The sequence below is a fragment of the Comamonas sp. B21-038 genome, assembly GCF_022387135.1.
Lineage (GTDB): Bacteria > Pseudomonadota > Gammaproteobacteria > Burkholderiales > Burkholderiaceae_C > Comamonas > Comamonas sediminis.
Genome location: NZ_CP092462.1, coordinates 276878 through 300716 on the forward strand (window position 1 = coordinate 276878; position 23839 = coordinate 300716).

At 64.6% G+C, this 23839-nt stretch carries 26 protein-coding genes and 1 tRNA gene; 12 read left to right on the forward strand and 15 right to left on the reverse strand.

The window, feature by feature from the left end:
* Nucleotides 1–98: 98 nt before the first annotated feature.
* The 7 genes from MJ205_RS01235 (at nt 99) to MJ205_RS01265 (ending at nt 5614) form a co-directional block, all read left to right on the forward strand.
* Nucleotides 99–932: a CsgG/HfaB family protein gene (locus MJ205_RS01235; protein ID WP_239810827.1), complete on the forward strand. Its 834-nt coding sequence runs from the start codon at nt 99–101 to the stop codon at nt 930–932.
* Between the two features lie 2 nt (nt 933–934).
* Nucleotides 935–1420: a dihydroneopterin triphosphate diphosphatase gene (gene nudB / locus MJ205_RS01240; RefSeq protein ID WP_239810828.1), complete on the forward strand. Its 486-nt coding sequence runs from the start codon at nt 935–937 to the stop codon at nt 1418–1420.
* Nucleotides 1417–2172 carry an endonuclease/exonuclease/phosphatase family protein gene (locus MJ205_RS01245; RefSeq protein WP_239810829.1) on the forward strand — a complete coding sequence of 252 codons (756 nt, stop codon included), beginning with the start codon at nt 1417–1419 and terminating at the stop codon, nt 2170–2172. The genes nudB and MJ205_RS01245 overlap by 4 nt, the downstream gene beginning before the upstream one ends.
* Before the next feature lie 133 nt (nt 2173–2305).
* Nucleotides 2306–3037 (forward strand): GTP cyclohydrolase I, encoded by a 732-nt coding sequence (gene folE, locus MJ205_RS01250; RefSeq protein ID WP_239810830.1) that lies wholly within the window; start codon nt 2306–2308, stop codon nt 3035–3037.
* A 78-nt stretch (nt 3038–3115) separates the two neighbouring features.
* Nucleotides 3116–4006: a DMT family transporter gene (locus MJ205_RS01255; protein ID WP_239810831.1), complete on the forward strand. Its 891-nt coding sequence runs from the start codon at nt 3116–3118 to the stop codon at nt 4004–4006.
* A gap of 3 nt (nt 4007–4009) precedes the next feature.
* Entirely contained in the window at nt 4010–4867 is an 858-nt protein-coding gene (locus MJ205_RS01260) for a DUF429 domain-containing protein (RefSeq protein ID WP_239810832.1), read from the forward strand.
* Between the two features lie 87 nt (nt 4868–4954).
* Nucleotides 4955–5614 carry a LysE family translocator gene (locus tag MJ205_RS01265; RefSeq protein ID WP_239810833.1) on the forward strand — a complete coding sequence of 220 codons (660 nt, stop codon included), beginning with the start codon at nt 4955–4957 and terminating at the stop codon, nt 5612–5614.
* A gap of 33 nt (nt 5615–5647) precedes the next feature.
* Here MJ205_RS01265 and MJ205_RS01270 read toward each other — a convergent pair whose 3' ends face one another.
* Nucleotides 5648–6040, reverse strand: coding sequence for a tautomerase family protein (locus MJ205_RS01270; RefSeq protein ID WP_239810834.1), 393 nt, complete (start codon nt 6038–6040; stop codon nt 5648–5650).
* Between the two features lie 104 nt (nt 6041–6144).
* On the opposite strand from MJ205_RS01270, the gene MJ205_RS01275 reads away from it, so the two are divergent.
* Nucleotides 6145–7002, forward strand: coding sequence for a LysR substrate-binding domain-containing protein (locus MJ205_RS01275; protein WP_239810835.1), 858 nt, complete (start codon nt 6145–6147; stop codon nt 7000–7002).
* A gap of 4 nt (nt 7003–7006) precedes the next feature.
* On the opposite strand, the gene MJ205_RS01280 is transcribed toward MJ205_RS01275, so the two are convergent.
* The 7 genes from MJ205_RS01280 to MJ205_RS01310 form a co-directional block, all read right to left on the reverse strand.
* Nucleotides 7007–8347 carry a tetratricopeptide repeat protein gene (locus MJ205_RS01280; RefSeq protein ID WP_342395173.1) on the reverse strand — a complete coding sequence of 447 codons (1341 nt, stop codon included), beginning with the start codon at nt 8345–8347 and terminating at the stop codon, nt 7007–7009.
* Between the two features lie 17 nt (nt 8348–8364).
* Nucleotides 8365–9771 (reverse strand): amidase, encoded by a 1407-nt coding sequence (locus MJ205_RS01285; RefSeq protein WP_239810836.1) that lies wholly within the window; start codon nt 9769–9771, stop codon nt 8365–8367.
* A gap of 108 nt (nt 9772–9879) precedes the next feature.
* Complete coding sequence (locus tag MJ205_RS01290) at nt 9880–11370, reverse strand: ABC transporter substrate-binding protein (protein ID WP_239810837.1); 1491 nt, start codon at nt 11368–11370, stop codon at nt 9880–9882.
* Nucleotides 11371–11463: 93 nt separating this feature from the next.
* Nucleotides 11464–12315: an ATP-binding cassette domain-containing protein gene (locus MJ205_RS01295; protein WP_239810838.1), complete on the reverse strand. Its 852-nt coding sequence runs from the start codon at nt 12313–12315 to the stop codon at nt 11464–11466.
* Complete coding sequence (locus MJ205_RS01300; RefSeq protein ID WP_239810839.1) at nt 12312–13337, reverse strand: ABC transporter ATP-binding protein; 1026 nt, start codon at nt 13335–13337, stop codon at nt 12312–12314. The genes MJ205_RS01295 and MJ205_RS01300 overlap by 4 nt, the downstream gene beginning before the upstream one ends.
* A 28-nt stretch (nt 13338–13365) precedes the next feature.
* Nucleotides 13366–14277, reverse strand: coding sequence for an ABC transporter permease (locus MJ205_RS01305; protein WP_239810840.1), 912 nt, complete (start codon nt 14275–14277; stop codon nt 13366–13368).
* Between the two features lie 7 nt (nt 14278–14284).
* Nucleotides 14285–15247, reverse strand: coding sequence for an ABC transporter permease (locus MJ205_RS01310; protein WP_239810841.1), 963 nt, complete (start codon nt 15245–15247; stop codon nt 14285–14287).
* A gap of 199 nt (nt 15248–15446) precedes the next feature.
* On the opposite strand from MJ205_RS01310, the gene MJ205_RS01315 reads away from it, so the two are divergent.
* A complete protein-coding gene (locus MJ205_RS01315) occupies nt 15447–15704 on the forward strand; it encodes a YfhL family 4Fe-4S dicluster ferredoxin (protein WP_239810842.1) in 258 nt (85 codons plus the stop codon).
* A gap of 69 nt (nt 15705–15773) precedes the next feature.
* Here MJ205_RS01315 and pth read toward each other — a convergent pair whose 3' ends face one another.
* The 7 genes from pth to MJ205_RS01350 all read right to left on the reverse strand — a co-directional run bounded on the left by pth (nt 15774) and on the right by MJ205_RS01350 (nt 21505).
* Entirely contained in the window at nt 15774–16382 is a 609-nt protein-coding gene (pth, locus tag MJ205_RS01320; RefSeq protein WP_239810843.1) for an aminoacyl-tRNA hydrolase, read from the reverse strand.
* Between the two features lie 105 nt (nt 16383–16487).
* Complete coding sequence (locus MJ205_RS01325) at nt 16488–17078, reverse strand: 50S ribosomal protein L25/general stress protein Ctc (protein ID WP_116927040.1); 591 nt, start codon at nt 17076–17078, stop codon at nt 16488–16490.
* Nucleotides 17079–17207: 129 nt separating this feature from the next.
* Nucleotides 17208–18173 carry a ribose-phosphate pyrophosphokinase gene (locus MJ205_RS01330; protein ID WP_239810844.1) on the reverse strand — a complete coding sequence of 322 codons (966 nt, stop codon included), beginning with the start codon at nt 18171–18173 and terminating at the stop codon, nt 17208–17210.
* A gap of 56 nt (nt 18174–18229) precedes the next feature.
* A tRNA-Gln gene (locus tag MJ205_RS01335) sits at nt 18230–18306 on the reverse strand.
* Between the two features lie 40 nt (nt 18307–18346).
* Complete coding sequence (ispE, locus tag MJ205_RS01340; RefSeq protein WP_239810845.1) at nt 18347–19204, reverse strand: 4-(cytidine 5'-diphospho)-2-C-methyl-D-erythritol kinase; 858 nt, start codon at nt 19202–19204, stop codon at nt 18347–18349.
* A gap of 22 nt (nt 19205–19226) precedes the next feature.
* Nucleotides 19227–19733, reverse strand: a complete 507-nt coding sequence (locus MJ205_RS01345) for an outer membrane lipoprotein LolB (protein WP_239810846.1) — start codon at nt 19731–19733, stop codon at nt 19227–19229.
* A complete protein-coding gene (locus MJ205_RS01350; protein WP_239810847.1) occupies nt 19730–21505 on the reverse strand; it encodes a tetratricopeptide repeat protein in 1776 nt (591 codons plus the stop codon). Before MJ205_RS01350 ends, MJ205_RS01345 begins: the two co-directional genes overlap by 4 nt.
* Before the next feature lie 45 nt (nt 21506–21550).
* Here MJ205_RS01350 and mutM point away from each other — a divergent pair, with 45 nt between their 5' ends.
* The 3 genes from mutM to MJ205_RS01365 all read left to right on the forward strand — a co-directional run bounded on the left by mutM (nt 21551) and on the right by MJ205_RS01365 (nt 23835).
* Nucleotides 21551–22363: a bifunctional DNA-formamidopyrimidine glycosylase/DNA-(apurinic or apyrimidinic site) lyase gene (gene mutM, locus MJ205_RS01355; RefSeq protein WP_239810848.1), complete on the forward strand. Its 813-nt coding sequence runs from the start codon at nt 21551–21553 to the stop codon at nt 22361–22363.
* Nucleotides 22364–22452: 89 nt separating this feature from the next.
* Complete coding sequence (gene mutY / locus MJ205_RS01360) at nt 22453–23490, forward strand: A/G-specific adenine glycosylase (protein WP_446715046.1); 1038 nt, start codon at nt 22453–22455, stop codon at nt 23488–23490.
* 108 nt (nt 23491–23598) lie between these two features.
* Entirely contained in the window at nt 23599–23835 is a 237-nt protein-coding gene (locus MJ205_RS01365) for a DUF2789 domain-containing protein (RefSeq protein WP_239810849.1), read from the forward strand.
* Nucleotides 23836–23839 lie beyond the last annotated feature (4 nt).

The following is a 23839-nucleotide window of genomic DNA, read 5'->3' on the forward strand; positions in this document are numbered from 1 at the left end:
CCACAAGGCCAAAGCCCTCCGGGCTTTGGCCTTTTTTGTCATTCCGGGGCGCTATGCTCTGGCCTGACTGACAGATTGCAAAGGTAGCCATGCAAGCGATGACTGCACATTCCAACCGCAGCGGGTGCTGGGCACGCGGCATGGCCGTGGCCGCCATCGCGCTGGCCTTGGCCGGCTGCGGCGAGAAAAAGACCGAGCTGGGCCAGGGAGGCTCCGAAGTCTCCGGCTCGGCCGGGCCGGCGGGCGGCCAGGGCGCGCATGCCAGCCTGGAGCGCTGCGATGCGCCGATTGCCACCGTGGCCTTGCTGGAGAACCCGCGCGGCTACGTGATGCCCAGCAGCGTGAACCTGCCGCCGACCCCTGTGCCGCTGGTGCGCTTGCTGATGCAGCAAAGCGGCTGCTTTCGCGTGGTGGACCGGGCCGGTGGCCTGGAAGGCACCATCCGCGAAGGCGAGCTGCAGGATGCCGGCGTGCTGCGCCCCCATGGCACGGTGCAAAAGCGCAAGGGCTACGAAGCCCAGTACACGATGGTGCCCAACCTCACCTTCAGCGAGCAGGATGCCGGCCGGGGCCTGGCGGGCATCATCGCGATGATCCCGGTGCTGCGCGATATCGCAGGGCTGGCCGGTGTGGCCGAGCAGGTCAAGTTCAAGGAGGCGCAGACGGCCCTGTTCCTGACCGACAACGAAACCACCGAGCAGGTCGCCGCTGCTACCGGCTCGGCCCGTGCGACCGACCTGGGCGTGGGCGGCGTGCTGCTGGGCCGCCTGGGTGGCGGCGCTGGCATGGGCTGGAGCAATACCAATGAGGGCAAGGTGATTGCCGCTGCGTTCCTGAACGCCCACAACCTGATGGTGCAGCAGGTGCGGTTGCTGCAGGCCAAGGCCTTGCCACCGGCCGTGGCCACCCGCAAGCCCGAGGCCAAGCGTTGACGATGCAAGCGGCCACAGGCGCCAGCCTGCCCTACAAACTGCCGCGCTCGGTACTGGTCATCATCCACACGGCCGATCTGCAGGTGCTGCTGCTGCGCCGCGTCAGCCAGATGGAGGGCCAGGACTACTGGCAACCGGTGACCGGCAGCCAGGACAGCGATAGCGAGAGCTGGCAGGAGACGGCGGTCCGCGAGGTCTTCGAGGAAACCGGCATCGATGCCCGGCAGCCCGGCTGTGTGCTGCGCGACTGGCATCTGGAGAACACCTACCCAATCTACCCGGCCTGGCGCCACCGCTATGCGCCCGGTGTCCGCATGAACACCGAGCATGTGTTCAGCCTGCAGGTGCCGTCCTACACCAAGATCGTGCTCAGCCCCCGTGAGCACACCGCCCATGCGTGGCATGATTGGCAAGAGGCAGCACAGCGCTGCTATTCCATATCGAACAGCGAAGCCATTCTCTGGCTGCCGAGGTTCATAGCTTCATGACCGATACTCACGACGATTTACCGATACTGCGGGTGGCCACCTACAACATCCACAAGGGGGTGCAGGGCCTGGGACCCGTGCGCAGGTTGGAGATCCACAACCTTGGGCTGGCGGTCGAGCAGATGGATGCCGACATCATCTGCCTGCAGGAGGTGCGCAAGGACAACCGCAAGGAAGAGAGTTTCTTCAACAACTGGCCCGAGCAGAACCAGGCGGATTTTCTGACCCCGCTGGGCTACACCGCCGCCTACCGCACCAATGCCACCACGCGCTGGGGCGAGCATGGCAATGCGCTGCTCACCCGCTGGCCGATTCTGGAATCTAACCACCGTGACATCTCCGACCACCGCTTCGAGCAGCGTGGCCTGTTGCATGTGGCGATGGATATTGCCGGCCAGCGCATCCACACCATCGTCGTGCACCTGGGCCTGGTGCATGGCAGCCGCCTGCGCCAGACGGCGCTGATCCATGAGTTCATCAAGGCCCATGTGCCCGATGACGAGCCGGTGATTGTCGCCGGCGACTTCAACGACTGGGGCTTTCAGGTCAAGCGCATGCTGGCCGGGTTTGGCTTGTTTGAATACGACGAGCAGCCGCTGATGACCTATCCTTCGCGCCTGCCCGTCGTACAGCTGGACCATGTCTACGCCCGGGGCTTGACGCCCTGCGGCCTGTTTGTGCCCCGGGGCCGTATCTGGTGGCGCATGTCCGACCATTTGCCGTTGATTGCCGAGTTCCGCCTGCGCGACTGAGGCAAAAGCCGTTTTTCGGCTTTTGGGCGCCGCGTGCTATCGAATCCATAGCTTTTGCCCTTTTCTTGCGCTGGCCGAAGGGCAAGAAACACCTTATGCTTGCGGGTCTGCAATCGCTGCTACCATCCCCGCTATGTTTACAGAACTATCCGATCCGAATAAAGCACCCGCCAGCGACGAAGGCACGCCGGTGTCCGTCAAGATCCGTGAGCGGATAGTGGCAGCCCAGCAGCGCTTCCATGCCAACGACAACATCTCCGAGTTCATCGAGCCCGGTGAGCTCGAGCAGCTGCTCGACGAAGTCGAGAGCAAGATGCAGGGCGTGCTCGACAGCATGGTCATCAACACCAAGGACGACCACAACACCCGCAACACGGCGCGCCGTGTCGCCAAGATGTACCTGACCGAGGTGTTCAAGGGCCGCTATGTGCCCCAGCCCGAGGTCACCGCCTTCCCCAATGCCGAGCACCTCAACGAGCTGATGATCGTCGGCCCGATCACCGTGCGCAGCGCCTGCAGCCACCACCTCTGCCCGGTCATCGGCAAGGTCTGGATCGGCGTGCTGCCCAACAAGAACACCAATGTGATCGGCCTGTCCAAATATGCCCGCCTGGTCGACTGGGTGCTGGGCCGCCCCCAGATCCAGGAAGAGGCCATTGTGCAGCTGGCCGATCTGATCATGAAAAAGACCCAGCCCGACGGCCTGGCCGTGGTGCTGGAGGCCTCGCACTTCTGCATGTCCTGGCGCGGCGTGCGCGAGATGGACTCCAAGATGCTCAACTCCGTCATGCGTGGCGAGTTCCTGACCAACCCCAATCTGCGGCGCGAATTCCTGTCGCTGATTCCACAGCGCGCAGGCAACTGATCTGCACCCTGACCTTGTGACACCCGGGCCCGCCCCGGGTTATTTTTTTCCTGCCCCGTTTCTACCGTTTCGCCAGCCATGACGCTCCATGCTTTCACGCTCATCATCGCGGCCGGCATCATCCACGCTTTCTGGAACATCGTTGCCAAAAAAGCCGGGGGCGATGCCCGCTTCTCGCTGTTCACTTCGGTGCTCAATGCGCTGGTGTGGCTGCCGGTGGGCTGGTGGGTGGGCAAGGATGTGGTGCCGCTGTGGGGTACGACCGAATGGGCCTTTGTCTCGGCCAGCGCCTTGCTGCATATCTTCTACTTTGTCACCTTGCTGCGCGGCTACCGGGTGGCCGATCTGACCGTGGTCTACCCGCTGGCGCGCGGTAGCGGGCCACTGATCTCCTCGATGGTGGCGGTGCTGTTTCTGGGCGAGCATCTGTCGAGCCTGGGTGCCGTGGGCATTGCCGCTGTTGTCGCGGGCGTGTTCCTTATCGCAGGCGGCCCGGCCATGCTGCGCGCCGCCACCCGGCCCGGCCCCGGCGAGGCCCGGGACCGCACCATCAAGGGCCTGTACTACGGGCTGCTGACAGGCCTGTTCATTGCCGCCTATACGGTGGTGGACAGCTATGCCGTCAAGGTGCTGCTGCTGTCGCCGATCTTGCTGGACTACATGGGCAACCTGGTGCGGGTGGTGATGCTGGCGCCGCTGGGCGTGATGGATTGGGGCGAGACCCGGCGCCTGTGGCTGCAGCAGTGGCGCTTTGCGCTGGTCGTCGCCATCTTCAGCCCCATGGCCTATGTGCTGGTGCTGTATGCGGTGCAGACTGCGCCCATCTCGCATGTGGCGCCTGCGCGCGAGGTCTCGATGCTGTTTGCCGCGCTGATTGGCGGCAAGCTGCTGGGCGAGGGCGACCGCCTGCTGCGCATTGCCGGTGCGCTGCTGATTGGCGTGGGCGTGGTCGCGCTGGGACTGGGCTGAGCGATGCCAAGGGCCGCACTGCCGCCGGTACTGGGCTGCGATTTCAGCAGCAGCCCGAGCCGGCGCAAGCCTGTGGTGGTGGCCTGGGGCCAGCTGGATGCCGAGGCGGGCACCGTAGCGCTGCAGGGCTTTCACAGCTTTGCCAGCTTGGCCCCGTGGCAGGAGTTTTTGCAGCAGCAGCCTGCCTGGGTCGGGGGTTTTGACCTGCCGTTTGCACTGCCGCGCGAACTGGTCAGCCAACTGGGCTGGCCCAGCGACTGGCAGGCCTGCATGCAGCATTACGCCAGCATGGCGCGCAGCGAGATCCGCACCCTGTTCAAGGCCTTTTGCGATGCCCGGCCCGCCGGCGGCAAGTTTGCCCACCGCGCCACCGATGGGCCCGCGGGCTCCAGCCCGTCGATGAAATGGGTCAATCCGCCGGTGGCCTGGATGCTGCACGCCGGTCTGCCCCGGCTGCTGGATGTGGGGGCGGATTTTCCAGGTCTGCTGCGCCGAGAAAGCGCCCGTGTGGCGCTGGAGGCCTACCCCGGCATGCTGGCGCGCGAGCTGATTGGCCGCCGCAGCTACAAAAGCGACGACCGCCAGCGCCAGACGCCCGAGCGTGCCCAGGCCAGGGCAGAGTTGCTGGATGCCTTGCAGCAAGGCCAGCACCGTTTGGGGCTGCGCCTGCTGGCTGATACCGCGCAACTGCAGACCATGGCGGCAGATGCCAGTGGCGACCACCTCGATGCCGCCATCTGCATGTTGCAGGCTGGCTGGGCGCTGGCCCAGCATGCGGCGGGCCATCCGCTGTATGGCCTGCCGCCCGGCATTGACCCGCTGGAAGGCTGGATCGTCACTGCGCCGCTGTCACGCCCGTAAGCGCAGGCAGATCTGGTCGGCTGGGCCGCAGGCCATAATGTGCCGGTTCTTCGCCGCTGGTCTGCGGCTCATTCCCGAGACATTCCTATGCCCACTTTCCAATCCCTGCTGGCCTTTTTTGGTGTTGCCGTGTTGCTGGCGCTGTCGCCAGGGCCGGACAACCTGTTTGTGCTGATGCAATCGATACAGCGCGGCTGGCGCGTGGGCATTGCCGTAGTGGTAGGCCTGTGCCTGGGCGTGGTGGTGCACACCACGGCGGTGGCGCTGGGGCTGGCAGCGGTGTTTGCCGCGTCCAGCATTGCATTCACGGTGCTCAAGTGGTGTGGCGCGGCCTACCTGGCCTACCTCGCCTGGGGTGCCTGGCGGGCACCGGTGGCTGCAGATGCATCTGCTGGCGGAGCGGCCGCCAGCGGAAGCGGTCGAGCGGACATCGCAGGCAAGGACCTGCTGGTCATGGTGCGCCGTGGCGTGGTGATGAACCTCACCAACCCCAAGGTGCTGATCTTCTTCCTGGCCTTTTTGCCGCAGTTTGCCGACCCTGCCATCGGCCCGGTCGGCCCGCAGATCTTTGTGTTTGGCGCCGTGTTCATCCTGGCGGCTTTCCTGGTGTTTGGCGCCATTGCGCTGTTCTCGGGCGCCTTTGGCAATCTGCTGCTGCGCTCGCTGCGCGCACAGTTCTGGCTCAACAAGATTACCGCCGTGGTATTTGTGGGCCTGGCGGTCAAGCTGGCCACCGCGCAGCGCTGAGGCGCTGCCAAGGGCGCCTGCGCTGGCGGCGCATCAGCTGTGGTGGTAGCGGTATTCCTGCGTCTTGCCGCCATAGCCATAGGCGGCGGCGCGGGCATCGATCACATGCACATAGGACACCGGGTGCAACTGCGGCATCAGTCCGGCCATCGTGTCATACACCGCTTGCAGGTAGCGCGCTTTCTCCGCCTTGGTATTGGTCTCGTCGGTGATGCTGATATCCAGCTGAAAGGCCGACTGCCCCAGCTCTTCCAGCGTCTGGCCTGCAATCCACCAGTCCTGCGCTGCGACCTGGGTGAAGGCGATGGCAATCACCTCGGGGCGCTTGCCCAGAATGTCTTGCGTCAGCCGGGCAATGGCCTGGCTGATCTGTTGCTGGCGCTCCGCATGGCGGGGGCCGGAGAGTTGGATGGCGATATGGGGCATGAAAGGCTCCTGGGTGGGACGATGGGGCGATTGTGCGAGTCCTCTTTGCATTTGAAAAACGGGAAGATATGATCGTATCCATCTGTTATGCCGTTGGATAGACCATGGCCCATCTGGACCTCGCCCAGCTCCGCACCCTGATCGCCGTTGTCGAGGCCGGCAGCCTCACGGCCGCCGCGCCGCAGCTGTTTCTGTCGCAGTCGGCGGTGAGCGAGCAGGTCAAGAAGCTGGAAGACTGCATTGGCAAGCCGCTGCTGCTGCGCAGCAAGACCGGCGTGCTGCCCACGGCGGCCGGCACCCAGCTGCTGGGCCATGCACGGGCGCTGGTAGGCATGGCCGACCATGCCTTGCGTGACATGCGCGGCCTGGCACTGCAGGGGGCCCTCAAGCTCGCCGTTACCGACTACTTCAAACCCGATGCGCTGGCGCGCATGCTCAAGGCCCTGGCCGAGCGCCACCCTGCTGTGCGGCTGGAGGTCAGCGTGCTGCGCAGCGCCGAGGTGGAGGCCGCCTATGCCCAGGGGCAGTGCGACCTAGGCGTGGTGATGGCGCTGCCCCCTTTCAAACAGCGCCTGCAGTTGCTGGGGCCGGAGGAGCCGCTGGTCTGGGCCCGTGCCCGCCAATGGGTGGCCGAGCCCGGCCAGCCGCTGCCGCTGCTGGTGCTGCCCGACAGCTGCGCGCTGCGCCACTATGCCCAGACGCGTTTGCGCCAGCAGGGCGTGGACTATGTGGTGGCCCACCAAGCCTCTGGCGTTGCCGGCCTGCAGTCGGCCATTGCGGCCGGTCTGGGGGTGGCCTGCATCAATGCGGCGGTGCTGACCGAGGCGATGGCGCCCGTCCTGCCCGCTGCGGGCTTGCCGCGCCTGAGCCGTGTGCGTTTTGGCCTGCTGCCGGTGCAGGGGGCCGAGCCTGCGCTGGTGCAGCAGGTGCGGGCCTTGCTGCAATCGGATTGGGTCGCCTGAACCTTCACGCGGCCAGGGAGGGCGGCAAGCCCAGGCCCTGGTAAATGCGCCGCATATGCGCCGCCAGCCGTTTGGATTGCGGCTGCTGGTTGTGCCAGGGCTGCACCAGGTTTTGCAAGGCCGTCCACTGGCCGCTGTGCCGCAGCGCGCTCCAGTACAGCTGGCTGAACAGGTCGCGCTGGGCATGGCTGCCGCCTATCTCGACCAGGCGCGCAATCAACGGGCCCAGCAGCTGGGCAGCCTGCAGATACCGGCCCTGTGCATGGGCCAGCAGGCCCCGCGCCGCGGGCAGGCAGACATCCTGCCAGACGGTGCGCAACCGGGGCTGCACCTGCGCATCGGCATGGCTTTGCATGCTGGCCAGCAGCTGCTGCGCGGCCTGCCACTGCCCGGCGCGGGCGAGGCCGTACAGGTACTGCAGGTCGAGAAACGGCAGCACATGGTCATGCTGGCGCTGCAGCAGGTAGGGGCTGAGCTGCTGCCAGCGCTGACCCACATCGACGCCTTCGAGCTCCAGCCGCGCCAGCAGCGAGATGGAGCCGATCTGGTCCTGCGAATAGGCGGGCACCACTCCCCAGACCTGGCGGTCATGCAGCTGCAGCGCTTCGTCGTGGCGCGCATCTTCCATCAGGAACAGTGCCAGGTGCCACCAGTTGTGCGTCTGCATGAAGGAGTTGAGCCCTGTCCAGCTGCCGCTGGCGCCTTGCATGAAGGCCAGGCCTTCATCCACACGGCCTTCGGTCAGCAGCACATGGGCCAGCGCATGGTGGGCCCAGGGCTCTTTGAAACGCAGCTGCAGCGCATGGCGCGCTGCGCGCTCGGCCGGCCCGAGCAGATGGCATTGCTCATAGGCAAAGGCCAGCATGCCGTGGAAGTAGGGGATATCGGCGCAGTGCGGCAGGGCGTTCAGTGCCATGCGCAGCATGGCCGGTGAATCGCCCAGGTTGAAGGCATGGTAGTGCGCGAGCTTGAGCGCAGCCAGATCGCGGGGGTAGTGATGGACCAGCGCTTCCAGCCTGTGCGCGGCCAGGGGCGTGTCGCCATCGGCCCAGGCCTCGATGGCGGCCAGCCACTGCGCTTCGCGCTCATGGGCCTGCGCCAGCTGGGTGCGGGCGCGCTGCAAAAAGGGCCGCGCCTGCTGGGCGGCCTGGGCGTCTTCGGCAAACAGATGGAGCGCCGCGCACCAGGTCTGCACCAGCGGGCTGGGGTCCTGCGCGGCGATGTCCAGGATGCGCAGCACGCGCATCTCGCAGGCGGCAAAGCCTTCTGCAAAATCGTTCAGGTAGGGCAGGGCGGCCGCATCGCTGCTCACCGGGTTGCCATACAGGTCGTGCTGCATGCCCATGCGTTTGTCTCCTCGGCTCAGGCCTTGGGCGGCTGGGGCCAGGGCTTTTGCGGGCCACGGATCTGCTCGAAAGCCCGCGACAGCTGCAGCACGCCCAGGTCGTCAAAACGCGCGCCTGCAATCTGCAGGCCAATGGGCAGGCCGGCTGCGGTGTAGCCGCAGTTGATGGAGGCGGCCGGCTGCTCCGACATGTTGTAGGGCACGGTAAAGCCGATGTGCTCCAGCGGGCGCAAGGGGTCATTGGTCGGCGATGCCCATTCGGCCGCAAAGGCGACGTGGGGCGCCACCGGCGAGATCACAAAGTCGAACGCGCTGCAGGCCTTAACGGTGGCCAGGCGCACCTGGTGGAACTGCTGGCTGGCCTGGAAGACCGCGCTGCCGCTCATGCCCTCGGCGCTCTCGGCCCAGGTACGGATATACGGCAGCACCTTGTCGCGCTGCGCGCTGCTGAGTGCCTGCAGGTCGGTCAGCGAGCGCATGCGCCAGAAGCGGTCCATGCCGTCGAGCATCGCGGGCGTCATGAAGGCGGGCATCGGCGTGATCCGGGCGCCAGCGGCTTCCAGCAGTGCAGCAGCCTGCTCGATGGCGGCGCGCACCTCGGGCTGCAGCGGCAGGCCGCAGCCCGCATCGAGCAAGAGGCCAATGCGTTTGCCCTGGATAAAGTCCGCACCGGTGGTGGCCACGGTGCTCCAGGCCATCTCCTGCGGCGGCAGGCTCATGCTGTCGCGCGCATCGGGGGCCGACAGCACCTGCATCATCAGCGCCGAATCGTCCACGCTGCGGGTCATCGGCCCCGCAGCGCGGCCTTGGTACGGTGGGTCGATGGGAATGCGGCCCAGGCTGGGCTTGAGACTGTAGATACCGCACCAGCTGGCCGGCAGGCGCAAGGAGCCACCGATGTCGGTGCCGATATGCAGCGGCCCGTAGCCTGCGGCTGCCGCCGCACCGCCACCGGCGCTGGAGCCGCCCGGGCCCTTGCTCAGGTCCCAGGGGTTGCGCGCCAGCGGGTGGAAGCTCGACAGGCCCGACGACAGCATGCCGTAGTCAGGCATCGTGGTCTTGCTGAAGCAGATGGCATGGGCCTCGCGCAGGCGGGCTGCGGGCGGCGCATCCGCAGCCGCAGGCACCAGGGTGACGGCCGCTGTGCCTGCGGGCAGTGGGTCGCCCTCGGTGGCGATGTTTTCCTTGATCGTCACCGGCAGGCCATCGAGCAGGCCGGCGGGTGCGCCCTTGTGCCAGCGTGCTTCGCTGGCGCGGGCCTGCGCCAGCGCCTCTTCAGGCCGGTACAGGTAGGTGGCGCACAGATGCGGCTCCCACTGCCCGACATGGTCGATGACGGATTGCATGACATCGACAGGGGAGAGTTCTTGCTTTTGGTAGGCGGCCAGCAGCGCTGTGGCGGGCCAATCGTGCAACGCGGTCATATCGGGCAGGGGGTGTGAAAAGGGTAGGGACGCGGAAAGAAAAAACGCCCATCTCGGCAGGCCGTAGATGGGCGGTGTGCTGGTTTGAAGCCTAGCGCAAGACCGGGTTCAAGCCCAGTACATGGATGACAGGTCGTTGATGAAGATCGGCATGTCCTTCCACAGGCCACGCACGTTCTTCGCGGCAATGGTCACCCACTGCGGCTGGTACAGGTAGACGTTGGCGGCATCTTCGGCCAGCAGGCGCTGGGCCTCGCCCAGCAGGCGCGAGCGGTCGGCCGGGCGGGCTTCGAGCTTGATCTGTTCGAAAAGCTTGTTGAACTTCTCGGACTTGTAGCCCCAGTAGTAATCGGGCCGGGTGTAGTTCTCCAGGTCGAAAGGCTCGACGTGCGAGATCAGCGACAGGTCGTAGTTCTTGTTGGTGTAGGTGCCCGAGAGCCACTGCGCCCATTCCACGTTCTGCAGCTTGACCTCGACGCCGATCTTGGCCAGTTGCGCGGCAATGATCTCGCCGCCCTGGCGCGCATACGGCGTGGGCGGCAGGGTCATGCTCAGGCTCAGCGGCGTCTTCACGCCAGCCTCGGCCATCAGCTTCTTGGCCTTTTCCACATCAAAGGGGTTGATGCCGGTGGTGTCCACATAGCCATAGGCGCCGGGCACGTAGTGGCTGCCAATCGGCACGCCCAGGCCTTCGGCCGCACCGGCGATGACGGCCTTGCGGTCGATGGCCGCAGACAGTGCGCGGCGCACACGCACATCGTCCAGCGGCTTGCGGCGCTCGTTGATGGCGACGATGGTCTTGGCGCGCGAGCCGGAGATGACCACCTGGTAGCGCGGGTTGGTCTTGAACTGGTCGATGCCACGGGCCGAGACACGCGCGAAGATGTCCACATCACCGGCCAGCAAGGCGGCCACTTGCGCGGCGGCATCCGAGATGAAGCGGAAGGTGGCGCGGCGAATGCGGATGCTGCCGGGGTTGCGGTACTGCGGCCAGGCATCCAAGGTGATCGATGCCCCTTTGCTCCAGTTGCCCAGCTTGTAGGGGCCGGTGCCGATGGGCTTGGTCGCGTTGCTGTCGGCGCTCTTGGGCTCCACGATGATCGAGGTGGCCTGGCCCAGCACGAACAGCAGGTCCGGGTCGATTTCCTTGTTGAGGATCACCACCGTGTGGTCGTCCACCACCTGGGCCGTGAGGTTGGCGAAGGTACGCTTGTCCTTGTTGGTGCTCTTCTCACCGGCTGCGCGGTCAAAGGAGAACTTGACGCTGTTGGCGTTGAAGGGCTCGCCATTGTGGAAGCTCACCCCTTTGCGCAGCTTGAAGGTGTAGGTCTTCAGATCGGGCGAGACCTCCCAGCTCTCGGCCAGCAGCGGCGAGACGCTGCCGTCCGAATTGATCTTGGTCAGCGTCTCGTAGAGGTTGTAGTGGGTGATCTCGGCAATCGACGAGGCGGCGCCGGCGGTGGGGTCCAGCCCTGGCGGCTCCAGGGTCATGCCCAGCACAACGGTGTCTTTCTTGGCCTGCGCCTGGGCGATGCCAGGCAGCCACAGCGGCAGCGGTGCCAGGGTGCCTGCAGCAAGCAGGTGTCTACGGTTCAGCATCCGGGACTCCTTGGATAGGGGTTTATTCAATTTATGGGGAAAGCTGGGCAGTGGCGCCGCCGTTGCCGGGCGCGCCGGGAAGCTCAAGCACGGTTATACAGGACTTGCGCCAATCCCTGCTGGCATGCGGTGACGCCGGGGCCTGACCTGGGGTACGGCCTGCACCAGTTTTTGTGTATAGGGGTGCTGGGCATGCTGGAACAGCTGGGCGGGCGTGCCGCGCTCGACGATCTCGCCCTGGTAGAGCACCACCACCGCATCGCAGAGGTGGTTGATGACGGCCAGGTCGTGGCTGATGAGCAGGTAGGTGATGCCGTGCTCACGCTGCAGGTCCTGCATCAGGTTGAGCACCTGGGCCTGCACCGAAACGTCCAGCGCACTCACGGGTTCATCGGCGATGATCAGCCGGGGCTTGGTGATCAGTGCGCGGGCGATGGCGATGCGCTGGCGCTGGCCGCCGGAGAACTCATGCGGGTACTTGTCCACATCCTGCGCGCGCAGGCCGACCTGCTGCAGCACCTGGCTGGCGCGCTCGCGCTGCTCGGCCCGCGAGCTGGTGTTTTGGGCCTGCAGCGGTTCGCTGACGATGCGCTCGACGGTCTGGCGCGGGTCGAGCGAGCCATAGGGGTCCTGGAAGACCATCTGGAAATCCTTGCGCGCGCGTTGCAGCGCCTCCGCTTCCATGCGGTGCAGGTCCTGGCCTTCCAGCAGCACCTGGCCGGCGGTCGGCTGGTCCAGCGCCATCACCAGGCGCGCCAGGGTGGACTTGCCCGAGCCCGACTCGCCGACGATGCCCAGGCTCTGGCCGGCATGCAGGTCAAAGCTCACGCCCTTGAGGGCGCGCACCGTCGGAGGCGCGGAAAACAGCTTTTCGCGGGGCAGCGTGTAGGTGCGCACCAGGTCGCGCACTTGCAGCAAGGGGGTGTCGTGGGAGGCTGCCGTCATGCGGGGGTCTCGTCAGGGGTCTCGGTGGCGATGGCGTAGGCCTCGGGCCGCAGGCAGTGCACCTGGTGCGTCTCGTGCGGATGGGTCGATGGCAGCGCCACACTGGGCGGCTTTTGCACAAAGCAGGGGGCCTGGGTAAAGCTGCAGCGCCCGGCAAAGGTGCAGCCAGCGGGCAGGTCGACCAGCTCGGGCACCGAGCCGGCAATGGTGTGCAGGCGCTGGGGCTGGCCCTGCAGGCGCGGCTGCATGCTGGGGCGCGCGGCCAGCAGGCCCCGGGTGTAGGGGTGGGCCATGTGCTCGAACACGGCCTCGGTGCTGCCCGATTCGACGACGGTGCCGCCGTACATCACGACCATCTTGTCGACGTTCTGCGAGATCACACCCAGATCGTGCGAGATCAGCAGCAGGGCCATCTGGCGCTCTTCGACCAGGCCATTGATCAGGTCCAGGATCTGCTGCTGGATGGTGACGTCCAGCGCCGTCGTGGGTTCGTCGGCGATCAGCAGATCCGGGCCGCAGGCCAGCGCCATCGCGATCGTGATGCGCTGGCGCTGTCCGCCCGAGAACTGGTGCGGATAGGCATCAAAGCGCTGCGCCGGCTGGGCAATGCCGACGCGATCGAGCAGCGCAATTGCTTCTTCACGGGCCTGGCGCGCGCTCCAGCCCTTGTGCAGCCGCAGCGGTTCGCTGATCTGGCGGCCGATGGTGTGTACCGGGTTCAGTGCCGTCATCGGCTCCTGGAAGATCATCGCAATGCGGTTGCCGCGCACACTGCGCCACCAGCGGTCGGGTTGCTGCACCAGGCTTTGGCCATCCAGCGTGGCACTGCCATTGACCTGGGCCGATTCCGGCAGCAGGCCCATCAAGGCCATGGCCGTGATGGATTTGCCGCAACCCGATTCGCCAATCAGGCCCAGCGCCTGGCCGCGCTCGATCTGGAAGCTCACATCGCGCACGGCGCGGGCAGGGCCCCGGTGGGTTTGCAGCACGATCTCGAGCTGCTGTACATCAATCAATGCCATGGACACTCCTTAGAACGTCAACACGTTCTTAGCGCTTGCGGGCGAGACGGGGGTCGAGCAGGTCGCGCAGACCGTCGCCCAGCAGGTTGAGGCCCAGCACCGACAGCGCAATTGCCACGCCGGGGAAGACGGCCAGCAGCGGCGCCTGGAACATCAAGGTCTGCGCCTCGCTCAGCATGCGGCCCCAGGACGGCTGCGGTGGCTGGGTGCCCAGGCCCAGGTAGGACAGCGCGGCTTCTGCCAGGATCGCAATCGCAAAGCGGATGGTGCATTGCACGATCAACGTGGCCGAGATATTGGGCAGCACATGCTGCCAGGTGATGGCCCAGGCGCCCTTGCCGCAGGCGCGCGCAGCGGTGACGTATTCGCGCCCCCAGATGGTGTTGGCCGAGCCGCGTGCAATGCGGGCGAACATCGGAATGTTGTAGATGCCGATGGCCACGATCGCGTTGACGATGCCCGGGCCGAAGACGGCAGTCAGCATGATGGCCGAGAGAATCGCGGGGAAGGCCAGCGAGAAATCGGCCAGGCGCATGATGGCTTCTTCGACCCAGCCGCGTTTGGCAGCGGCCAGCAGGCCCAGCGCCGTGCCGACCACGACGCCGATGCCCACGGCAATGACGCCGACCAGGATCGAAGCCCGGGCGCCCAGCAGCAGCTGCGATGCGACATCGCGGCCATAGGCATCGGTGCCCAGCCAGTGGGCGAGCGAAGGCCCTTGCAGCTTGGCCTCCATGTTCATCTCGAAGGCCGAGTAGGGCGTCCAGACATAGGACAGGCCAGCCGCGAGCAGGAGCAGTGCTGTGAGCACCAGTCCGATCATGAAGCTGGGGTTGCGTGTGGCGCGGTGCCACAGCGCGTTGCGGGGTGCGGTATGGCCCGGTGCTGTGCTGGCCGGGGGCGTAGGCAGGGTGGGGGCGACGGAGGTAGGTGGCTGCATGGCGTGCTCAGATATCGCTGGCTTTGGTGCGGGGGTCGATCCAGGCATAGAGCAGGTCCACCACGAAATTGACGATCACCACCATGGCTGCCAACAGCATCACACAGTTGCGCACCACCATCAGGTCCCGGTTGGCAATGGCCTGAAAGATCAGGCGGCCCATGCCGGGCAGGTAAAACACGTTCTCGACAACGATCGTGCCGGCCATCAGCTCGGCAAACTGCAGGCCCATCACGGTGACCACCGGCACCAGTGCATTGCGCAGCACATGGCCATACAGCGCTGCACGCTGCGACAGTCCCTTGGCCCGTGCAGTGCGGACAAAGTCCTCGCGCAGCACCTCGAGCACCGACGAGCGGGTGATGCGCGCCAGGATGGCGGCCTGCACCACCGCCAACGACAGCGCTGGCAGCAACAGCGACTTGACCGCTGCCCAGGGCGAGCCGCCCGAAGCCTCGGTCCAGCCCGGAAAGCCGCCCGCCGAGAACCATTTGAGCTGCACCGAAAACAGCAGGATCAGCAAAATGGCGAACCAGAAATTGGGAATCGCAATACCCAGCTGGGCGAGGCCCATGACGCTGACATCACCGATCTTGTTGTGGCGGCTGGCGGCATAGATGCCGGCGGCCAGTGCGACGACGGTGGTGATGGCCATGGCCATCGAGGCCAGTGGCAAGGTGAGCGCCATGCGCTCGGCAATCAGTTCAATGACGGGGGTGCCGTAGCTGTAGCTGTTGCCCAGGTCCAGGTGCACGAGTCCCGAGATCCAGTGCACGTAGCGCTCCCACGCAGGTTGGTTGAGCCCGAGCTGCTCGGCCAGTTCCGCCACCGCTTCGGGAGCGGCATCGGGCCCCATCAGCATCTGGGCGGCGTTGCCGGGCAGGATCTCCAGCACGAGGAAGACGACAATCGAGGTGCCCAGCAACGTGAGCAGCAAGGTGAGTGTGCGCTTGAGAATGAATAAGCCCATGGATAGCCATCGTGGTTAGGAAAGGCGCGCAGACTGCAGGTGCTGGTTGTATTTTTTCGCAGCGGCAAGCATAACGCGAACAATTCCGACACACCATACATGCTTACTCGCAGTGCCACGAGTATGGCTAAGGCGCACGCGGGATAATGTCGCTCATGTCACACTTCTTCCCCCGTGCTGGAATCTTGGAGACGCCGCCATGGCCTTGATGATTACCGACGAGTGCATCAACTGCGATGTCTGCGAGCCCGAGTGCCCCAACGATGCCATCTCGATGGGGGAGGACTACTACGAGATCGATCCGCACCGCTGCACCGAATGTGTGGGCCATTTCGATGAGCCCCAGTGTGTGCAGATCTGCCCGGTCGCCTGCATTCCGGTGCACCCCGATTTTCAGGAAGACAAGCCCACGTTGATGCAGCGCTATCTGCGCTTGCAGGCCGACAAGGCGTTGTGACAGGTCAGCGGCCCTGGCTGCCCCAGGCGATGGGCGGGGCCTGGCCGCTGCGCTGACCTTTGCCTGCACTCAGGCAGCGGGAGGGCGTGGCAGCTTGGGCCGCTGGGGCTTGGTGGTGTGGATCTTCAACGTGGCCTTGTCCATGTCGCCGGCCAACAGCTCGGGCGATGCCTGCAGCGCATGGATGATGCTGTCTTCAATCAAGCTGCGCTGGTCTGGCGCGGGTTTGCGCAGCACCCAGTTGGGCACCTCCTGCTTGTCACCGGGGTGGCCAATGCCGATGCGCAGGCGCCAGTAATCGGATGATCCCAGCTGCGCATGGATGTCGCGCAGGCCGTTGTGGCCGCCGTGACCTCCGCCTCGCTTGAGCTTGACCTGGCCCGGCGGCAGATCGAGTTCGTCGTGCACGACCAGAATCTCTTCGGGCTTGATCTTGAAAAAGCGTGCGAGCGCGCCGACCGATTTGCCCGACAGGTTCATGAAGGTCTGGGGCTCCAGCAGCCAGACCGACTCGCCTTGCACTGAGGTGCGTGCGACCAGACCGTAGTAATTGCGGTCGGGTACCAGCTGCAGGCGCAGGTCGCGGGCCAGTGCATCGATCCACCAGAAGCCGGCGTTGTGGCGCGTGCCTTCGTATTCAGGGCCGGGATTGCCGAGGCCAACAAACAGCTTGATCATGGGCGGATGGAGTGAAGTGGGGGGAGGAATGAAAAAAGGCTGCATTGACCAGCAATGCAGCCTCTGGCTTGCAGACGCCAGAGGCGTCAGCAGCTTGCCGTGCAATTAAGCAGCAGGCGCTTCGCCTTCTGCGGGTTCAGCAGCAGCAGGAGCGGCCACGGACACCAGCGCAGGGTTGGTTTGTGCAGCCAGCTTCACGCCCTTGGGCAGAGCGATGTCCTTCAGGTGGACGGTCGAACCCTTTTCCAGCTTGCTCAGGTCCACCGCGATGAATTCGGGCAGGTCCTTGGGCATGCAGATCACCTGGATTTCGGTCACAACCGGGGTCACCAGGCACTTGTCGATCTTGACAGCTGGGGACTCTTCAGCACCGCTGAAGTGGACGGGCACCTTCATGGTCAGCGCGGTGTTGGCATCGACGCGTTGGAAGTCGATGTGCAGCACCAGCTGCTTGTAGGGGTGGTATTGCACGTCGCGCAGCAGCACTTGGCTCTTGGCGCCGTCCAGGTCCAGTTCCAGCACGGATGCGTGGAAGGCTTCCTTCTTCAGTGCGTACCACAGGCTGTTGTGGTCCACTTCGATCAACTGAGGCTCAGCAGCAGCACCGTAGATGATGCCAGGCGTACGGCCAGAATTACGCAGGCGGCGGCTCGCACCCGTACCTTGCTTAGCGCGCGCAAAAGCGACAACGTTCATTTCATTACTCCAATGGGGGATGAACCGCGACCAGTTCACCCGGTTAAAAAGGCCGCTGCAAATTGCAGCGGCCAGCGAAAACTATCTATTTTAGCAGAAAGCAGAAAAAGGGCCTTGCGGGCCCTTGGTTCACTCGGCTTCCTGGAACAGGCTCATCACCGATTCGCCGGTGGCAATGCGGTGCATCGTCTCACCGATCAGCGGCGCCACCGACAGCTGGCGGATCTTGCTGCAGTTGCGGGCATTGGGCGACAGCGGGATGGTGTTGGTCACGACAACTTCGTCGAGAGCCGCGCCATTGCCGATACGCTCGATGGCCGGGCCCGAGAAAATGGGGTGCGTGCAATAGGCGTAGACCTTCTTGGCGCCACGTTCCTTCAGCACTTCAGCCGCCTTCACCAAGGTGCCTGCGGTATCGATCATGTCGTCCATGATGACGCAGTTGCGGCCATCGATGTCACCGATCACGTGCATGACTTCGGAGACATTGGCCTTGGGGCGGCGCTTGTCGATGATGGCCAGATCGCAATGGAGTTGCTTGGCCAGTGCGCGTGCACGCACCACACCACCCACGTCCGGCGACACGACGATCAGGTCTTCGTAGTTCTTCTGGCGCAGGTCACCCAACAGCACAGGTGATGCATAGATGTTGTCGACAGGAATATCGAAAAAGCCCTGGATCTGGTCGGCATGCAGGTCCATGGTCAGCACGCGGCTGACGCCAGCGGCTTGGAGCATGTTGGCAACGACCTTGGCCGTGATGGGCACGCGGGTCGAGCGGACACGGCGGTCCTGGCGGGCATAGCCGAAATAGGGGATCACGGCACAGATGTGCTCGGCCGATGCGCGCTTCAACGCGTCGACCATCACCAGCAGTTCCATCAGGTGGTCGTTGGTGGGAGCGCAGGTGGGCTGCACCACGAACACATCGCGGGTACGAACGTTTTGCTTGATCTCGACGGTGACTTCACCGTCAGAGAAACGGCCTACGTCGGCGTTACCCAGGGAGGTATGGAGGTGTTGTGCAATTTCAGAGGCAAGCTCGCGGTTGGCGTTGCCTGTGAAAACCATGAAGTCTGGATGATGGTCTTGCATAGCGTCCCAGTGGGTATGGGTTAGCTGTGTGCGTTGCTTGTACGCGGTAAGAAATATGGCAGGGGAAGAAGGATTCGAACCTTCGCATGCCGGAATCAAAATCCGGTGCCTTAACCAGCTTGGCGACTCCCCTACAAGAATTGGTGCTAAGCATCACCAATCCTTTAAAACTTTCAGTCTTGGGTCCAACCTCTGAGAGGGTGTTCCATCAGACTTGTGCAATCTTTCACTGTCCAGTCTTGTGAAAAACTGCTCTGGCAGCTATTAGCTTGCATTTTCTTCACTGCGAAAACTGCGCTACCTGAGCCCGTCATTCTAGCATGTAATCCTTGTGATTTCAAAAAGTCAGAAACTTTTTTTATCGAAGGGCACAGGCTTTCTGCGACCGGCTGCAAGTCGTTTCGACCGAAGTCAAAGTTCTCTGCAGCGAAGCTCGTCATTGTAGCAGCTTCTGAATCGCGTTTTAGGTTCGGACTTGAAAAAATTAATTTCGTATCCAGACCCTCTTGCGGCTTCACAACTACCAGCGCGGTGTCTGCTAGTTGCTGCTCGTTTTCGAGTGGACGTATTATGTCACCGATTCCTTCGACCCAAGCCGACTTTCCAAAAATAAAAAAAGGAACATCGGCGCCCAAGGTCAGCCCGATGCGCTGCAGTTCGCTGCGCGAGAGCTTCAGATCCCAGAGCTGGTTGAGCGCCAGCAAGGTGCTGGCCGCATCCGATGAGCCGCCGCCCATACCAGCCTGGGCTGGCAGGTTTTTGTGCACGCCGATGTGCACACCCTGGCGGCAGCCAGTGGCCTGCTGCAAAGCTCTGGCGGCGCGGGTGATCAGGTCATCGGCAGGCAGCGGCGTGTTCAGGTCTTCGCGGCTGATCTGGCCGCCGCTGCGCAGCTCGAAGTGCAGGGTGTCGGCCCAATCGATCAGCATGAACACCGACTGCAGCAGATGGTAGCCATCGGCACGTCTGCCGGTGATATGCAGGAACAGGTTGAGTTTGGCAGGCGCAGGAACGTCGTACAGCGTACGCATGGATCTCGGTCTCACAAAAAAATCATCGCGCGTCGAGGACGATGCGCAGGCTCGCCTCGGGCCGTGGATCGATGCGGCGGGCCAGAATTTTCCCCTCGCTGTGGGCCTCCAGGTCGGCCTGCCAGCCGGCCGCGGCCGTGGGCTTGCCCTGCAGCCAGTCAAACAGCGCGGCAATCGGCAAGCTGGTGCCCAGCAAGCTTTGGGTCAACTCGTCGAGCGAGCTGGCCTGGCGCGTCTGCGTGCCTTGCTGCGCGCTGGCCTGGCCGGGCGACCATTGCACGCGGGCGACGATATTGCCCAGCGGGTTGAGCAGCACCAGTTCGCCCGATGCGGGGCTTCCGGACAGCTCGAAGCTGCCACTGGTGCTCTGCGGTGGGCTGTCGAGCACCTGCACCGACATGCGGCCCGACCAGTAGGTCACGCCCGGTGCGGCCTCGAGTTGGCGCGCTGCGGTACTGCAGGCCGAGAGCATGGGCAGCAGCGCAGCGCCTGCTGCGGCCAGGCAGAGGTGTCTGCGCTGCACCTTCATGGTTGGATACCCAGGCGCTCGAAGGTCTTCTTGACCATGTCGTTGTTCGGCGCTGTCTTCAGAACGGTGCGCAACAGCTCTTCGGCGGGCCGGTTCTTGCCCTGTTTCCACCAGACTTCGGCCAGATGGGCTCCAATCTCGGCATCGGGTTGCTTGGTGTAAGCCTGCTCCAGCAGTTCGGCGGCGCGATCGAGGTTGCCCAGCTTGAACTCCACCCAGCCCAGGCTGTCGGTGATGAAGGGGTCGCCGGGTGACATGCTCAGCGCCTTCTCGATCAGCCGCTTGGCTTCGTCGAGCTTGAGGCCGCGATCGGCCAGCGAGTAGCCCAGCGCGTTATAGGCATGGTGAAAATCGGGCTGCAGCTCGATCAGCTTGCGCAGCTGGGTCTCGGCCAGCTCCATGTTGTTCATGCGCTCGGCGAGCATCGCTTGCTCGTACAGCGCGTCCGGGTCCTGCGGTTGCAGTGCGACCAGGCGGCCTTGCAGCTCCAGCGCCTGTGCATAGTTCTTCGCGGTCTTTTGCAGCTGCACCTGCGCGGCCAGCTTGGCGCGCGCTTCGCCGGCATTGCCTTCGGGCAGCTGGTCCAGCAAGACCGCCGCAGCATCGTAGTGGCCCTGCTGCATCTGAATGGAGGCCTTGCGCAAGGTGGCCAGCGCGGTGTTGCCGGCCTTGGCGATCTCATCGGCCCAGCGGTCGGCCTCGGCCCATTTCTGCTGGGCCTCGGCCATCTGCTCGCGCAGCATCAGGCTTTGGATGCGCACTTCACGCTGCAGCACCGCCGAGGGGAATTTGTCGATCAGGGTGTCGAGCTTGAGCAGCGAGACATCGGCCTCGGTGTACTGCTTGAGCTGGGCTTCCAGCGCCGCCTTCAGCATCCAGGCATCGGCGGATTCGGGGCTCAGGCGCGTGGCGTTTTCCAGCTGGGTCTTGGCCTCGGCAAAGCGCTCGGCGTTCATCAGGCTGCGCGCATAGGCCAGGTGGGCTTCGCCGCTCTTGGATTTGTTCAGAAAATCCACCACCAGCGATTCAGCGCCTGGTACACCGGCGTTGACCAGGTCGGCCGCCAGCTTGGCCGCGCTCTCGTTGTCGGGATTGAGTTGCAGCGATCTGCGGGCAGAAGCCAGTGCCTCGGTCTTCTGGTCTGCGGCCAGCTCCATGCGGCCGATGGCGGCCCAGGCCTCGGGGCCGGTGGCCGGGTTTTCGAGTTCGGGGGTCAGTGCCTCGCGCACGATGCGGGCGGCCAGGGCCTGGTCACTGAGGCGCCGGTAGATGCTGGGAATGGCGCGAATCCATTCCAGCTTTTCATCGGGCTTGGCCAGCGCGATTTCCTGCTTGAGCAGCGGACCGGTTTCCTCGCCATGGTTGGTCGAGAGCATCACCTGCAGCATGTAGCGGCTGGCCGCGCGCGATTGCGGGAAGGCGCTTTTCCAGGCCTCGGCCACCTCGGTGGCGCGGCTGGCAGAGCGCGACAGCAACGCCAGCTGCGCGCTGCGCTGGTAGACCTTTTCGTCGCCCGAGCGGCGGGCGGCGTCGAGCAGCAATTCCACGCTGGTCGCCGCATCACCACGGTAGGCGTACATTTCGCCCAGCAGCAGTTCGTAAAAAAGCTCCGCATCCAGCTCGACTCTGGCGTCGTCGGCCCGCTGGGCTGCCGCCAGCGCCAGCTGCCGCTGGGCAGCGCCGGGCTGCGGTGCTTGGGCAGGCGCTGCAAACGCGGGTGCCATCAGGCCGGAGGCCAGAAAATAAGCCAGTAAACGAAGTTTTTGCGTCATCGGCCCATAATAAACGATGCCCAAGGGCCTTGCAGAAGGAAGAAAGTGCCAGAGTTACCAGAAGTGGAAGTCACGCGGCGAGGACTGATTGCGCCGCTGCAAGGCGCGCGCATTGCGTCCGTGCGGATCGGAAAACCTTTGCGCTGGCCGCTGGGTATCGAGACCGCAGCGTTGGCTGGCCGCACCATCACCGATGTGCAGCGCCGGGGCAAGTACATCGTGCTGGCGCTGGACCAGGGTGTGGTGCTGATACACCTGGGCATGTCCGGCAGCCTGCAGGTCAGCCCGATGGATGCGCCTGCCGGCCCGCATGACCATTTTGACCTGTTCACCGACCAGCATCTGCTGCGCCTGCATGATCCGCGCCGGTTTGGTGCGGTGGTGTGGTCGCCCGACACCGAATCGGGCATGGCCGCGAAGCTGTTGGCCAACCTGGGCGTGGAGCCCTTGGGCGCCGGCTTCAGCTTTGAGCACCTGTGGGCCGGGCTGCAAAAATCGCGCATGCCGGTCAAGCAGCTGCTGCTGGGCGGGCAGGTGGTCGTCGGCGTGGGCAATATCTACGCCAGTGAGGTGCTGTTCCTGGCCGGCATAGCGCCCACCAAACCGGCCAACCAGACCACGCGGCCCCAGGCACGACGCCTGCATGCGGCGATTGTCGAAGTGCTGACCCGCTCGATTGCACTGGGCGGCAGCACCTTGCGCGACTTTGTCCAGGTCAATGGCTATGCCGGTGCTTTCCAGGCGCAGGCCAGCGTCTATGGCCGGGCCGGAGCGCCTTGCCCGCGATGCGGCCAGCCGGTGCAGGTCATCAAGCAAGGGCAGCGCAGCACCTATTTCTGCAAGCGCTGCCAGAAATAAACACAGATAAACACAGGGCTGGCGGGCCGCTCCAGCGCGGCCGCCCCCACAGCCCCCGATAACTATTCCATCCCCCGAGAACAGCGATTGTGAGCCGATTTTCCGAACAGATCGTGGCCTGGCAGACAGTCCACGGAAGACACCACCTGCCTTGGCAGAACACCCAGGATGCCTACCGCGTCTGGCTGTCCGAGATCATGCTGCAGCAAACCCAGGTCAGCACTGTGCTGGGCTACTACGAGCGGTTCTTGCAGCGCTGCCCCACGGTGGCCGATCTGGCCGCGGCCAGCGATGAAGAAGTCATGGCGCTGTGGAGCGGCCTGGGCTACTACAGCCGCGCACGCAACCTGCACCGCTGCGCCAAGGAGGTGATGGACCGCTTTGGCGGTGCGTTCCCGCACACGGTGGAAGAGCTCTCGTCCTTGCCCGGCATTGGCCGCTCGACCGCAGGCGCGATCGCCTCGTTCTGCTTTGCGCAGCGGGCTGCCATTCTGGATGCCAATGTCAAAAGGGTGCTCACCCGCGTGCTGGGCTTTGAGGACGACCTGGCCAGCAGCGCTGCCGAGAAAAAGCTCTGGGCGCTGGCCGAAGACCTGCTGCCCACCACCGACCTGGCGCGCAACATGCCGCGCTACACGCAGGGCATGATGGACATGGGGGCCACGATCTGCACCGCCAAAAAGCCCAGTTGCCTGCTGTGCCCGGTGCACGGTGATTGCGTGGCGCACCGCCAGGGCCAGCCCGAGCGCTATCCCGTCAAGACCAAGAAACTCAAGCGCAGCGCCGCCAGTTGGTGGCTGCTGTGCTGGCAACGGCCCGATGGCGCCATCTGGCTGGAAAAGCGCCCGGCACCGGGCATCTGGGCCGGCCTGTTCTGCATGCCGGTCTGCGACAGCGAAGAGGCACTGTTCCAGCAGGCGGCCCAGCACGGTGCCACGTCAGCGCCAGTGCATGGCGCCGCTTTTTTGCATGTGCTCACCCACAAGGATCTGCATCTGCATCCAGTGCGGGTCCCCGTTGCTGCCGATTTTGTGCCGGCACAACCGGGCCAGTGGGTGCTGCCTGCACAGTGGCCCGATGTGGGCCTGCCTGCACCGGTTCGCAGTCTGCTGCAGCGCGGGTTCTGAGGCGGGCCGGGGCAGCAGGCACTGGCGTCGATTGCAGTGCTTGTCCTGCAATGGGCACCGCTGGGCGGCGCTTAGACTGCAGCCATCTTTTTGCTTTGAAAGTGCGCCATGGAACCCACTGTCCATCCGTTCTCGTCCCTGTTCCAGCAACTGGGCCTGCCCGATGACGATGCATCGATTCGCGCGTTCATCGAAACGCACCGCCCGCTGCCCGACACCTTGCTGATGGCAGACGCTCCGTTCTGGTCACCGGCACAGGCGCGCTTTTTGCGGGAGAGCATCACCGCCGATGCCGATTGGGCGAACGTGGTGGACCAGCTCAGCGTCGCTTTGCGCACCGAATAGCCAA